Origin of the sequence: Brevibacterium sp. W7.2 (assembly GCF_018137945.1) — a bacterium.
GTDB classification, from domain to species: domain Bacteria; phylum Actinomycetota; class Actinomycetes; order Actinomycetales; family Brevibacteriaceae; genus Brevibacterium; species Brevibacterium sanguinis.
Map to the genome: position 1 here is coordinate 1741640 of NZ_CP073089.1, position 13008 is coordinate 1754647.

Annotated in this window: 11 protein-coding genes and 4 tRNA genes; 14 read left to right on the forward strand and 1 reads right to left on the reverse strand. The window is 67.6% G+C overall.

The features are described 5' to 3' along the window. Positions 1-109 precede the first annotated feature (109 nt). The 8 genes from hrcA to zapE all read left to right on the forward strand — a co-directional run bounded on the left by hrcA (position 110) and on the right by zapE (position 7933). Positions 110-1162: a heat-inducible transcriptional repressor HrcA gene (gene hrcA, locus J9315_RS07720; protein WP_198498919.1), complete on the forward strand. Its 1053-nt coding sequence runs from the start codon at positions 110-112 to the stop codon at positions 1160-1162. A gap of 72 nt (positions 1163-1234) precedes the next feature. Then, positions 1235-2347 carry a molecular chaperone DnaJ gene (gene dnaJ, locus J9315_RS07725; protein WP_137823923.1) on the forward strand — a complete coding sequence of 371 codons (1113 nt, stop codon included), beginning with the start codon at positions 1235-1237 and terminating at the stop codon, positions 2345-2347. Continuing rightward, positions 2344-3120 (forward strand): 16S rRNA (uracil(1498)-N(3))-methyltransferase, encoded by a 777-nt coding sequence (locus J9315_RS07730; RefSeq protein ID WP_198498918.1) that lies wholly within the window; start codon positions 2344-2346, stop codon positions 3118-3120. Before dnaJ ends, J9315_RS07730 begins: the two co-directional genes overlap by 4 nt. 117 nt (positions 3121-3237) lie before the next feature. After that, positions 3238-4179, forward strand: coding sequence for a PhoH family protein (locus J9315_RS07735; RefSeq protein ID WP_232623612.1), 942 nt, complete (start codon positions 3238-3240; stop codon positions 4177-4179). Beyond that, the gene (ybeY, locus tag J9315_RS07740) at positions 4176-4664 is read left to right on the forward strand and encodes an rRNA maturation RNase YbeY (RefSeq protein WP_198498917.1); all 489 of its coding nucleotides are present in this window, start codon (positions 4176-4178) and stop codon (positions 4662-4664) included. Before J9315_RS07735 ends, ybeY begins: the two co-directional genes overlap by 4 nt. A 4-nt stretch (positions 4665-4668) precedes the next feature. Continuing rightward, a complete protein-coding gene (locus J9315_RS07745) occupies positions 4669-5922 on the forward strand; it encodes a hemolysin family protein (RefSeq protein WP_198498916.1) in 1254 nt (417 codons plus the stop codon). Position 5923: 1 nt separating this feature from the next. Then, positions 5924-6859, forward strand: a complete 936-nt coding sequence (era, locus tag J9315_RS07750) for a GTPase Era (RefSeq protein ID WP_198498915.1) — start codon at positions 5924-5926, stop codon at positions 6857-6859. A 48-nt stretch (positions 6860-6907) separates the two neighbouring features. Continuing rightward, on the forward strand, positions 6908-7933 hold the full coding sequence (zapE, locus tag J9315_RS07755; RefSeq protein ID WP_198498914.1) for a cell division protein ZapE: 1026 nt from the start codon (positions 6908-6910) through the stop codon (positions 7931-7933). Between the two features lie 28 nt (positions 7934-7961). Here zapE and J9315_RS07760 read toward each other — a convergent pair whose 3' ends face one another. Then, on the reverse strand, positions 7962-8441 hold the full coding sequence (locus J9315_RS07760) for a TIGR02611 family protein (protein WP_232623611.1): 480 nt from the start codon (positions 8439-8441) through the stop codon (positions 7962-7964). 134 nt (positions 8442-8575) lie between these two features. Between J9315_RS07760 and J9315_RS07765 the strand changes: the two genes are divergently transcribed. The 6 genes from J9315_RS07765 (at position 8576) to thrS (ending at position 12909) form a co-directional block, all read left to right on the forward strand. Continuing rightward, positions 8576-8648, forward strand: a tRNA-Gly gene (locus J9315_RS07765). Positions 8649-8674: 26 nt separating this feature from the next. Next, positions 8675-8745, forward strand: a tRNA-Cys gene (locus tag J9315_RS07770). 34 nt (positions 8746-8779) lie between these two features. Continuing rightward, positions 8780-8851 (forward strand) — tRNA-Val (locus J9315_RS07775). A 38-nt stretch (positions 8852-8889) separates the two neighbouring features. Beyond that, positions 8890-8961: transfer RNA gene (locus J9315_RS07780), tRNA-Val, on the forward strand. Between the two features lie 280 nt (positions 8962-9241). Next, a complete protein-coding gene (locus J9315_RS07785) occupies positions 9242-10657 on the forward strand; it encodes a DUF4190 domain-containing protein (protein ID WP_198498912.1) in 1416 nt (471 codons plus the stop codon). Between the two features lie 245 nt (positions 10658-10902). Next, entirely contained in the window at positions 10903-12909 is a 2007-nt protein-coding gene (thrS, locus tag J9315_RS07790; RefSeq protein WP_198498911.1) for a threonine--tRNA ligase, read from the forward strand. Positions 12910-13008 lie beyond the last annotated feature (99 nt).

Here is a 13008-nt window from a genome sequence, read left to right on the forward strand (position 1 = left end):
CGGAATCCGCGCGCCCCGGCGGGAGGAGGGGGCGGACGTGAAATCACGGATCAAGAGGCGTAGAATTGGCACTCTGAGTATTCGAGTGCCAAATCCGGGGAGGAGACGAATGAACGACAGCAGGCGCGCGCAGGTGCTGCGGGCAATCGTCGAAGACTTCGTGGCCACGAACGAACCCGTCGGATCGAAGGCGATCGTCCAGCGCCACACCCTCGGCGTCTCACCGGCGACGATCCGCAACGACATGGCCCAACTCGAGGCCGAGGGCTACATCGCCCAGCCCCACACCTCGGCCGGTCGCATCCCCACCGACCTCGGCTACCGCATGTTCGTCGACCGCATCGACGAGTTCAAGCCCCTCAGCCACGCCGAGCGCCGCGCGATCCTCCAGGTCGTCGACGGCGACGTCGACCTCGACGGGATGCTCGACCGCACGGTCCGCGTCCTCGCCGGACTCACCCACCAGGTCGCGCTCATCCAGTACCCGATGGTCTCGCAGGCGCGCATCAAGCACATCGAGGTCGTCGGGCTCGCCCCCGGCCGCATCCTCGTCGTCCTCATCACCGATGCAGGCCAGGTCGAGCAGAAGATCGTGACGAGCGCCGAGGCGGTCGATGACGCCGATCTGCAGCGGTTCCGCGAGCGGATCAACTCCGAATTCGCCGGTGCCAAGCTCTCCCGCGTAGACGTCCGCGGGGCCGACCACGGCGCCGAGGTGGGCGCGACGGCGGCCGCGACCGGACCCGATGACGAGGCGGGCAGTCCCGTCCTCGATCGCATCCGCGACGCTGTCATCGACCTCGTCGCGGCGACCCGCGAGGAGCGCATCATCATGGCCGGCACTGCGAACCTCGCGCGCTCCGGCTCCGAGTTCGGCGAGCAGATGGCCCCGATCCTCGAGGCCTTCGAGGAGCAGGTCGTGCTGCTCCGGCTGCTCACCTCGATGGCCGAGGACCACGCGGAGATCAGCGTGCGCATCGGCCGTGAGAACACTCACGAGTCCTTCAGCTCGACATCCGTCGTCGCCGCCGAATATGGTCATCTGGCGGGATCCTCGGCCCGCCTGGCCGTCCTCGGTCCCACGCGCATGGACTATCCGACGACGATCTCGGCCGTGCGAGCCGTTGCCAAATACGTCTCCTCCGCCCTCGACCAGGGGTAGGCCCGCCGGCAGCCCGGGCGCGACCCACCCACCTCACACGCACACACCACCACCAGGGAAAGAGAAGTTTCTGTGGCCGATCACTACGAAGCACTCGGAGTGTCGAAGGACGCTTCGGCGGCTGAGATCAAGAAGTCCTATCTCAAGCTGGCCCGCAAGTACCACCCCGACGTCAACCCCGGATACGACGAGGAGTTCAAGTCGATCTCGCTTGCCTACGAGGTCCTCTCCGATCCGGACAAGCGCCGCAACTACGACATGGGCGGCGGCGACAACGGGCAGGGCTTCCCGGCCGGCGGCTTCGGCGGCTTCGGCGACATCTTCGAGACGTTCTTCGGCGGCGGGGGAGGCTCCGCCGGCGGTCCGATCCCGCGCATGCAGCGCGGCAAGGACGCCCTCGTCGGCGTCAACATCGACCTGCAGACCGCGGCCTTCGGCGGCACCGTCGACCTCGACGTCACCACTGCCGTCGTCTGCGAGACCTGCCACGGCGCCGGCACCCAGGACGGCACCTCCGTCGAGACCTGTTCGCTGTGCCACGGCTCCGGCAGCATCCAGCGGATGACCCGGACCCTGCTGGGACAGATGGTGACGAACCAGACGTGCAACCAGTGCCACGGCTACGGCACCGTCATCCCGCACCCCTGCCTCAACTGCCAGGGCGACGGCCGCGTGCGCAAGCAGCGGACGATGAAGATCCGCATCCCCGCCGGCGTCTCCGACGGCACCCGCATCCAGCTGTCGGCCCAGGGCGAGGTCGGCCCCGGCGGCGGACCCGCCGGTGACCTCTTCGTCGAGGTCATGGTCGCCCGCCACGAGGTGTTCCGCCGCGACGGCGACAACCTCCGCGCCGCCGTGTCCGTCCCGATGACCGCCGCCGCACTGGGCGCCCGGATCCCGTTCGAGACCTTCGACGGCGTCCAGGACCTCGACATCGAACCCGGCACGCAGTCGGGCACCGTCGTCAAGCTCCCGGGCCTCGGCGCGACCCGCCTGCGCACCGAGACCCGCGGCGACCTCCTCATCACCGTCGACGTCGTCACCCCCGACAAGATCGACGATGAGCAGAAGGAGCTGCTCGCCCAGCTCGCGAAGCTGCGCGGCGAGGAGACCCCGCGGGCCCAGATCACGACGGAGTCCCGCGGCATGTTCTCCCGCATGCGTGAGAAGTTCGCCGGTCGGTGAGTCTCCCGGTCTTCCATTCGCCCCAGGCCGCCGAGGCGGTCGCCGGTCGCGCGCTCACCCTCGGTGAGGACGTGGCCGGGCACGCCGTGCGGGTCCGCCGCATCGGTCCCGGCGAGGAGATCGACGTCGTCGACGGGCACGGGACGCGGGCCCGGGGAACCGTGGCGACCGCCTCGGCGACGGAGCTCACCCTCGACGTCACCGAGGTGGCCGCCACCCCGGAGGCCACGCCCCGTCTCGTCCTCGTCCAGGCCCTCGCGAAGGGCGACCGCGACCTCCAGGCCATCGAAGCGGCCACGGAGATCGGGGTCGACGAGATCATCCCGTGGGCAGCCGACCGCTCGATCGCCGATTGGCCGGCGAAGAAGCAGGCGAAGATGGCGGCGAAATGGGAGAACCTCCTCACCGCCGCCTCCCTGCAGTCGCGGCGCTCCCGCTTCCCCGTGCTCACCGAGCTGGCCCGCGGTGCCGAACTCCTCACCCGCCTCGGCGAGGGGACCGCACCGGAGGGCGAACCGCCTGCCGATGCGATCTTCGTCCTCCACGAGACCGCGGAGCTCAGGCTCTCGACGGCACTGGCCGACCTCGACACCGCGGCGACGGCGCGGATCGTCCTCATCGTCGGACCCGAAGGCGGGATCAGCGACCGGGAGCTCGCCTCGCTATCCGGAATCGGGGCCACCCCCGTCCTCCTCGGCGACACCGTCCTGCGGTCCTCCTCGGCGGGACCGGCGGGACTCGTGCTCGCACAGAATTCCCTGGGCCGCTGGTGAGATACCGGACTACGATGGGAATGCACCCTGCTGCGCTCCGACCGCGGAGCGCCCGATCAACGAAGGACTGTTCTGGACACCTCCACTGACGCCACGACCACCACCGCCTCGGAGACCGTGCGTCTCGTCATCCCCGAATCGATCGACCTCGTCGAATTCTTCGGACCCGGGGAGGCCAACCTCCGGGCGCTCGAGAAGGTCTACCCCGAGCTCGACCTCCACCTGCGCGCCAACCAGCTCCAGGCCGCCGGCGACCCGGACCAGGTGAGCGCGTTCGTCTCCGTCATCGGCGAACTCAAGAAGCTCCACCAGTCGGGCCACCGCATCGACGAGGAGACGATCGAGCGGGTCGCCTCGTTCTCCTCCGAGGGCAAGGCCGCCTCGGCGGTGATGGGCACGAACATCCTCTCGACCCGGGGCAAGTCGATCCGGCCGAAGACGATGGGCCAGCACGACTACGTCAAGGCGATCCGGAACAACACGATCACCTTCGGCATCGGCCCCGCCGGCACGGGCAAGACGTATCTCGCGATGGCGATGGCCGTCAACGCCCTGCAGAACAAGGACGTCTCCCGGATCATCCTCACCCGCCCCGCCGTCGAGGCTGGTGAGCGCCTCGGCTTCCTGCCGGGCACGCTGGGGGAGAAGATCGACCCCTACGTCCGTCCCCTCTACGACGCCCTCCACGACATGGTCGACCCCGAATCGATCCCGCTGCTCATCGAGTCCGGCACGATCGAGGTCGCGCCCCTGGCCTACATGCGCGGTCGCACCCTCAACGACGCCTTCATCGTCCTCGACGAGGCGCAGAACACGACGGGGGAGCAGATGAAGATGTTCCTCACCCGCCTCGGCTTCGGCTCGCGGATGGTCGTCACCGGCGACGTCTCGCAGATCGACCTGCCGGGGAACACGAAGAGCGGGCTCAAGGTCGTGCAGAAGATCCTCGCCGGCATCGACGACCTCGCGTTCTGCCAGCTCGGCAGCAAGGACGTCGTGCGGCATTCGCTCGTGACGAAGATCGTCGACGCCTACGACCTGTGGGGGAACTCGAAGTGAACACGGAGATCGCGAACGAGACCGACGCCGAGGTCGACCTCGACGAGGTCGTGGCGCTCACCGAATACCTCGGCGAGGCCCTCCACATGCACCCCGGTGCGGAACTGTCGGTGACGATGGTCGACGAGCCGGCGATGGCCGAGCTCCACGTCACGTGGATGGACCTCGAGGGTCCCACCGACGTCATGTCCTTCCCCATGGACCAGCTCAGCCGCGGCCGCGCCGACGCCCCGACGGAAGGCCAGATGGGCGACATCATCATCTGCCCGGCCGTCGCCGCGAAGCAGGCGGCGACCGCTGGGCACTCGACGATGGACGAGATCCTCCTCCTCACCGTCCACGGCTTCCTCCACCTCCTCGGCTACGACCACGGGGAGCCTGACGAGCGCGAGGAGATGTTCGCCCTCCAGCGCCACCTGCTGCTGACGTTCTTCGCCGCCCGCTACGACGGGCGGACGGACATCCCCGCGCCCACCGAGGTCTGACGCCGTGGTCTGGCTCTTCCTCGGCGCGCTCCTCTGCCTCGTCGTCGCCGCGGCGCTGGCCGCCGTCGACGCCGCCCTGCTCAGCGTCTCCCACCATGCGATCCAGGACGCGAAGGCCGAGGGGAAGAAGTCCGCGGCCCGGGTCGAGCGGATCCTTGCCGACCTGCCGACGAACATCAACGTCATCATCTTCGTCCGCCTCTTCCTCGAGGCGCTGGCCACCGTCTTCATCGCCCTGGCCTACGACTCGATCTACTCCGTCGGCCCGCTGATGATCGTGCTCACCGTCATCACCTCGTCGATCGCCGTCTTCGTCGTCGCCGGCATCTCCCCGCGCACGATCGGCCGCCGTCGCTCCCTCGGGGTGAGCCTGGCGCTCAGCGGGGTCGTCACCGTCCTCCTCGTCATCCTCAAACCCCTGACCCGGGTGCTCGTGTGGCTCGGCAACCTGCTGACCCCCGACCGCGTCTACCGCGACGGTCCCTTCGTCACCTCGGAGCAGCTGCGAGACCTCGTCGAGAGGGCAAGCGAATCCGACGTCATCGAAGACGGGGAGCGCGAGATGATCCAGTCTGTCTTCAGCCTCCGCGAGACCTCGGCGAAGCAGGTCATGGTCCCGCGCACCGACCTCGTCACCGTCACCTCCGGCACACCGCTGCACAAGGTGATGAACCTCTTCCTCCGCTCCGGGTTCTCCCGGATCCCGATCAGCGGCGACGACCTCGACGACATCGAGGGCGTCGCCTACCTCAAGGACGTCGCCCGCCGCCTCCACCAGCACCCGGAGGACGCCGACCGGCCCGTCAACACGCTCGCCCGCGACGTCCTCTTCGTGCCCGAGACGAAACCGGCCGACGACCTCCTCGAGCAGATGCAGATCGATTCGACGCACCTGGCGATCCTCGTCGACGAATACGGCGGCACCGCAGGGCTTGTCACCATCGAGGACATCGTCGAGGAGATCGTCGGCGAGATCGAGGACGAATACGACTCCGGAGACGAGGACCTCGTCATCGACGACGACGGCTCGTTCCTCATCAGCACGCGCATGTCGATCACCGACTTCGCCGAGTACTTCGACGTGCGCATCGACGAGGACGATGTGACGAGCGTCGGCGGACTGCTGACGAAGCTCGTCGGCCGCGTCCCCATCGCCGGATCGACCGCGCACATCGCCGGGCTCCGACTCACCGCCCTCGAGGGCCAGGGCCGCCGGCACCGCATCACCCACGTCAAGGTCACCAGGGAAGAGAGCTGAGATGGACTTTCGCACGGACTACCCGGAGGACTTCCGCGCGGGCTTCGCGTGCTTCGTCGGCCGCCCCAACACGGGCAAGTCGACGCTGACGAACGCGCTCGTGGGGGAGAAGGTGGCGATCACCTCGGCGAAGCCCCAGACGACGAGGCACACGATCCGCGGCATCGTCCACGAGGACGACTACCAGCTCGTCCTCGTCGACACCCCCGGCCTCCACAAGCCGCGCACCCTGCTCGGCTCGCGGCTGAACGACCTCGTCGTCGCCACACTCTCCGAGGTCGACGTCATCGGCTTCTGCCTGCCCGCGGACGAGCCGATCGGACCCGGTGACCGCTACATCGCCTCCCAGCTCGCGCTGCTCGACGGGCGGACCCCGATCGTCGCGCTCGTGACGAAGGTCGACACGGTGAGCCAGGAGAAGGTCGCCGAGGCGCTCCTGGCCGTCGGTGAGCTCGCCGACTTCGCCGACGTCGTCCCCGTCTCCGCCGTCGACGGCTTCCAGGTCGACACCGTCGGACAGGTGCTCGCAAGCCACCTGCCGGTCTCGCCGCCGCTCTACCCCGAGGGTGAGCTCACCGACGAGCCCGAAGAGGTGATGATCGCCGAACTCGTCCGCGAAGCCGCCCTCGAAGGCGTGCGCGACGAACTGCCGCACTCGCTCGCCGTCCAGGTCGAGGAGATGTACCCGCGGGAGGGCCGCAGCGAGGACAATCCGCTGTGGAACGTCCACGTCAACCTCTACGTCGAGCGCCCGAGCCAGAAGGCGATCATCATCGGCAAGGGCGGCAAGCGGCTCAAGGAGATCGGCTCGGTCTCCCGCCGCGGCATCGAAGCGCTGCTCGGCACGAAGGTCTACCTCGACCTCCACGTCAAGGTCGCCAAGGACTGGCAGCGCGACCCCAAACAGCTCGGTCGCCTCGGCTTCGACTTCAGCTGAGCCGGGGCCCGGTCGGTCCGCGACCGCGCCTGCCATAGAATTGGGCGAGTGAATGCCGAGCAGACTCTGACCTCTCTGAGTGAGCGCAACCCGAAGGTCGCCCCCGAAGAACTCATCGCCGGGCTCGTCCCGCCCCCGCAGTTCGAGAACGTCTCCTTCGCGAGCTACCGCACCGACCCCGCCCAGCCCTCGCAGGCCGAAGCGCGGAACAAGCTCGAGGAGTTCGTCGCCGACGACCGGTCGACGGGATTCTTCGGCAAGCTCTTCGGCAAGGGCAAGGACGGTCCGAAGGGCGTCTACCTTGACGGCGGCTACGGCGTCGGCAAGACCCACCTGCTCGCCTCGGCATGGCACGCCAATGAGAAGCCGGCGACCTTCGGGACCTTCGTCGAGTACACGAACCTCGTCGGTGCCCTCGGCTTCGTCAAGGCGCGCGACGACCTCAAGGAGATGAAGCTCGTCTGCGTCGACGAGTTCGAACTCGACGACCCTGGCGACACCGTGCTCATGTCCCGGCTGATGCGCGAGCTCACCGATGCCGGGGTGAAGATCATCGCGACGTCGAACACCCTGCCCGGATCGCTCGGTGAGGGGCGCTTCGCCGCCCAGGACTTCCTCCGCGAGATCCAGGCGCTGGCCGACCAGTTCGAGGTCTACCGGATCGACGGCCAGGACTACCGGCACCGCGGTCTCACGGCCCCGGCCGAACCGCTCACCCCCGAACAGCTCGACGAGGCGGCGGCGCAGCTGCCCGGCACCGTCGCCCGCGACGAGTTCTCCACCCTCCTCGACCACCTCGCGACGGTCCATCCCTCGAAGTACGGCCGGATGGTCGACGGGATCGACGCCGCCGTGTGGGACGACGTGCGCACGATCGACAACGAGAGCGTGGCGCTGCGCTTCGTCGCCCTCGTCGACCGCCTCTACGACCGCGACGTGCGGATCATCAACTCCGGTGAGCGCCTCGACAAGGTCTTCACCGAGGAGTCCCTGGCCGGCGGCTACCGCAAGAAGTACATGCGCTGCCTCTCGCGCCTCACCGCGCTCTCGGCCCCGGAGGCCGACGCAGGCTGACGTCGCCTCCCGCCACGGGATCGTCTGCCTAGCGCAGGTGGAGGAACTCGAGCAGTCCGCCGAGGTCGGGCACCCAATCTGGGATGCCGATGAGTTTGAGGACCAGCCACACGATGACCGCGACGAAGGCCGCCGTGAGCGCGCCGACCGTCCAGCGCACCCAGAGCGGCTGCCGCATGATCCAGCGCGTCCACGCCTCGACGCGCACCCGCACGAAGTGGAGGAGATGCCTCGCCCAGTGGAACTCGGTCGAGATGACGAAGAGACCGATGATGACGATGAGCCAGCCCGGTCCCGGCAGGGGCACGAGGATGAGGCCGATGATGACGATGAGCGTGCCGACGCCGCCGACGATGAGTCTGAAGAGGCGATCGACGTGGGGGTTGGCGGCGACGCTCTGCCGCCATCGGAGGTAGCTCAGCCGGCACTGTCTCCAGGGGCGCCTCCCGTGCTTGTGATGACGCGACAGCCAGCCCTTCGGGCGCTTGTCGGGGGATCGTTCGCTCACACAGCACATTCAACCTCACCAGCCTGAAAGCTTGATCGGGAGCTGTGACGACGATCACCGCGGATCGATTTTGCGTGCGGGGCCGGCTGCGTATAGAGTTATATCTCGTTGCCAGGGAAACCAGGCAGCGAAACGCGGATGTGGCTCAGTTGGTAGAGCATCACCTTGCCAAGGTGAGGGTCGCGGGTTCGAGTCCCGTCATCCGCTCGGAGGCGTCATTGCACTGCCTTGGCGGTGGCGTGGCCGAGAGGCGAGGCAGCGGCCTGCAAAGCCGTATACACGGGTTCGAATCCCGTCGCCACCTCGGATTCCTCGACGGTCTGACCGTCGGTGAGTCGGCGCGATTGGCGCAGCGGTAGCGCGCTTCCTTCACACGGAAGAGGTCACTGGTTCGATCCCAGTATCGCGCACAGGGACCATCACGGTTCCGGTGCAACAAATGAATAGAGCGCGATTGGCGCAGCGGTAGCGCGCTTCCCTGACACGGAAGAGGTCACTGGTTCGATCCCAGTATCGCGCACAACAGGAACCCCAGGCTCAGGCCTGGGGTTTCGTGCATTCACGCCGGTGCTCAACGCTCGGGGTCCGAGCTCCCGGACTCAGTGCTCTCAGGGTCCCCCGCGGTCCCCGCCGTTGTGCAGTCGCAGCCCTGCTGCCGCGGCAAGTCGTCGTGTCCGCGCGACCTGTCGTCCTCACCGGTGAGAATGTGTGTCAGTTCTGCCACGAATCAGGCGGGTGACCGCTAGTCTTGTGCTTGTACGCTAATCACAGCAAACATCGACAAGGACTCCGGAGCAACTATGTCTACCCCGCAGAATCCGTACGACCCGAACCGCGATTCGGGCAACGACAACTCTGACCAGAACTCGTCTGCCGATCAGAGCCGATCGGCTGACGACAACGGCAGCCAGGCGCCTCAGTACGGCTCGGGGGATCAGGCCCCGCAGTACGGCTCGGGCGACACCCGCTCCTACGACAGCGCGAACGACGCCACGCGCGCCTACGATTCGAACGACACCCCCTCCTACGGCAGCGGCGACCAGGCTCCCTCCTACGGCGGCGACCAGGCCCCGCAGTACGGCTCGCAGGAGCAGTACGGCCAGGACCAGAGCCAGGGCTACGACCAGAACGCACAGGGTTCGCAGGGCGGCTACGGCCAGAGCCAGGGCTACGACGCCAACCAGTACGGTCAGAACCAGGGCTATGACCAGAACCAGAACTACGGTCAGGGCTATGACCAGAACGCTCAGGGTTCGCAGGGCGGCTACGGCCAGAGCCAGGGCTACGACGCCAACCAGTACGGTCAGAACCAAGGCTACGACTCCAACCAGTACGCCCAGCAGCCCTCCTACGCGGCAGCCGGCGGCGGGGGAGACCAGTTCACCCCGGCGAACCCCAACGCCTCCTACGGCAGCTACTCATCGGGGTCGGGCAACAACACCTCGAAGAACATCTGGGGCATCCTCGCGCTCATCGGCGGCATCGTCGGCGTCGTCCTCGGATTCGTCTTCGGCATCGGCTTCCTCTTCGCCGTCGCCGCGATCATCTTCGGCTTCATCGGCCTCTCGGCGATCAAGAAGGGTCAGGCGAACAACAAGGGCCTCACCCTCACCGGCCTCATCCTCGGCTTCGTCGGCGTCGTGGTTTCGATCATCGTCATCATCGCGACGATCATCGGCCTCGGAATGATCGGCAGCGCGGTCAACGAGGGCATCCAGAGCTACTCGCCGACCGCTCCGGCACCGATGGATCCGTCCGATCCCGGCTTCGAATCGCCCGACTCCGGCAGCAGTGACGACTCCTCTGCTGAGGCAGCCCCCGTCGAGGGCGGCGAGGTCGAGATCGGCACCGATGTCACGGCCGCAGTGGCAGTGGAGACCGGCACCGCCAGTTCCACCTCGTCCGGTGCCGAGGGAACGAACGGCGAGATCGCAATAGTGAACATGACGATCACTAACAACACGAGTTCCGACCTTGACCTCACACTGACCAGTGTTTCGGCCGTCAACGGATCCGGTGCCATGTACCCGAGCGTGTTCGATCTCGACAAGTACAACGGCGTGCTCGACATGGTCGACCCGCTGCCCGCGGGACAGGACAAGACCTACACGTTCGCCTTCGCCGTTCCAGAGGCGGAGGTCGATGGCATGGTTGTAGAGCTCAACCTCCTCGAAGACCTCGGGGCCGGTACGGAGTTCACCTTCAAGAAGGCCTGAGCCCAGCAGCGCCGCACGGTTCGGGCATCCGCGACCGTCGCGCTGTCGGGGATCCCGCACCGCTCAGTGCGACCCCGTTCACCCCATCAGTCGGGCGGCAGTCGGAAGACTGCCGCCCAACTGATTCTGCAGTCCCGTTGAGGGACTAGACTCTAAGAGCGGCGTGCGCGCAGGACTGTCCTGAGAAGCCGGCAGCGCCCCTAAGGCCGCACCGCGAGACAAGCACAACGAAACGGAGAAATTCAGTGGCAGACAGCATCGACTGCGCGGGCCAGAGCATCCCCTGGGCTCAGGGCATGACCGGGACGGAGATCTTCTCCACGGACCGCGCGGTGGTGGCGATGTGGCTGAATGGAGAGCCCGCCGACCTCAGCCGCGAACTCTCCCCGGGCGATGCGATCGCCCCGATCACCATCGATTCCCCTGAAGGACTCGACATCCTCCGTCATTCGACGGCGCACGTCACCGCGCAGGCCGTCCAGGATCTCTTCCCCGACGCGAAGCTCGGCATCGGGCCCTACATCACCGACGGTTACTACTTCGACTTCGACGTCGCCGAGCCCTTCACCCCCGACGACCTCAAGGCCATCCAGAAGAAGGCCGCGCAGATCGTCAAGTCCGGACAGACCTTCAACCGGGTCGTCGTCACCGAGGACGAAGCGCGTGAGCGCATGGCGAACGAGCCCTACAAACTCGAACTCATCTCCGACAAGGGCGCCGGTGACGACGAGTCCGCGGCCGTCGAGGTCGGGGCCGGCGAGCTCACCGTCTACGAGAACGTCGACCGCAAGGGCGAGGTCGTCTGGCAGGACCTCTGCCGCGGACCCCACCTGCCGAACACGAAGCTCATCGGCAACGGATTCGCCGTCACCCGCTCCTCGGCGGCGTACTGGCGGGGCGACCAGGCCAACGCGAGCCTGCAGCGCGTCTACGGCACCGCATGGGCGTCGAAGGACGATCTCAAGGCCTACCAGGACCGCCTCGCCGAGGCGGAGCGCCGCGACCACCGCAAGCTCGGTGCCGAACTCGATCTCTTCTCGTTCCCCGAGGAGCTCGGCTCCGGCCTGCCGGTCTTCCACCCCAAGGGCGGCATCATCAAGCGGGAGATGGAGGACTACGTCCGCGCCCGCCACATCGCCGAGGGCTTCGACTACGTCGGCACCCCGCACATCTCGAAGGAGACCCTCTACTACACCTCGGGTCACCTGCCCTACTACGGGGAGAACATGTTCCCGGCGATGCTCGTCGACGAGGTCCGCGATGAGGAGGGCGAGATCGTCAAGGAGGGCACGCCCTACCGGCTCAAGGCGATGAACTGCCCGATGCACAACCTCATCTACCGCTCCAGGGGCCGCTCCTACCGCGACCTGCCGCTGCGGCTCTTCGAGTTCGGCACCGTCTACCGCGACGAGCCCTCCGGCGTCGTCCACGGCCTCACCCGCGTCCGCGCCCTCACCCAGGACGACTCCCACTCCTACGTCGCCGTCGAGGACGCCGCGGCCGAGATCCGCCACCTCCTCGGCTTCGTCCTCAGCCTGCTCCGCGACTTCGGCCTCAACGACTTCTACCTCGAGCTCTCGACCCGCGACGAGGACGGGAAGAAGAAGGACAAGTTCATCGGCTCCGACGAGCAGTGGGCCGAGGCGACGGCGACGCTCGAGCAGGTCGCCGCCGAATCCGGTCTCGAACTCGTCCCCGATCCCGGCGGCGCCGCCTTCTACGGCCCGAAGATCTCCGTCCAGGCCCGCGACGCGATCGGCCGCACCTGGCAGATGTCGACGGTCCAGCTCGACTTCAACCAGCCCGAGCGCTTCGGTCTCGAATACGTCGCCGCCGACGGCACCCGCAAGCGGCCGGTGATGATCCATTCGGCGAAGTTCGGCTCGATCGAGCGCTTCCTCGGCGTCCTCACCGAGCATTACGCCGGGGCCTTCCCCGTGTGGCTCTCGCCCGTCCAGGTCACCGCGATCCCCGTGGCCGAGGAGTTCAACGACTATCTCGCCGAGGTGGCCGACCAGCTCCGCGCGGCCGGTGTGCGGGTCGAGGTCGACGACAGCGACGACCGGTTCCCGAAGAAGATCCGCAACGCCTCGAAGTCGAAGGTCCCCTTCGTCCTCATCGCCGGCGGCGAGGACCGCGACGCCGGGGCCGTGTCGTTCCGCTTCCGCGACGGCACCCAGGACAACGGCGTGCCCGTCGCCGAGGCGATCGCCCGGATCACCGAGGCGATCGAGACCAAGGCCCAGGTATGACGAGCGAGGGCGAGCAGGCCGCGGACCCCGACCACCACCTCGGCGAGGGGGACGAGTACGGCACGGCCGGACGCGATCAGGACCGCCCGGATCCCGCGC

Bases quoted from the DNA above. Each gene is read 5' to 3' on its own strand.
- J9315_RS07785 (WP_198498912.1), top strand. From the start codon at position 9,242: ATGTCTACCCCGCAGAATCCGTACGACCCGAACCGCGATTCGGGCAAC.
- era (WP_198498915.1), top strand. From the start codon at position 5,924: ATGGACTTTCGCACGGACTACCCGGAGGACTTCCGCGCGGGCTTCGCG.
- hrcA (WP_198498919.1), top strand. From the start codon at position 110: ATGAACGACAGCAGGCGCGCGCAGGTGCTGCGGGCAATCGTCGAAGAC.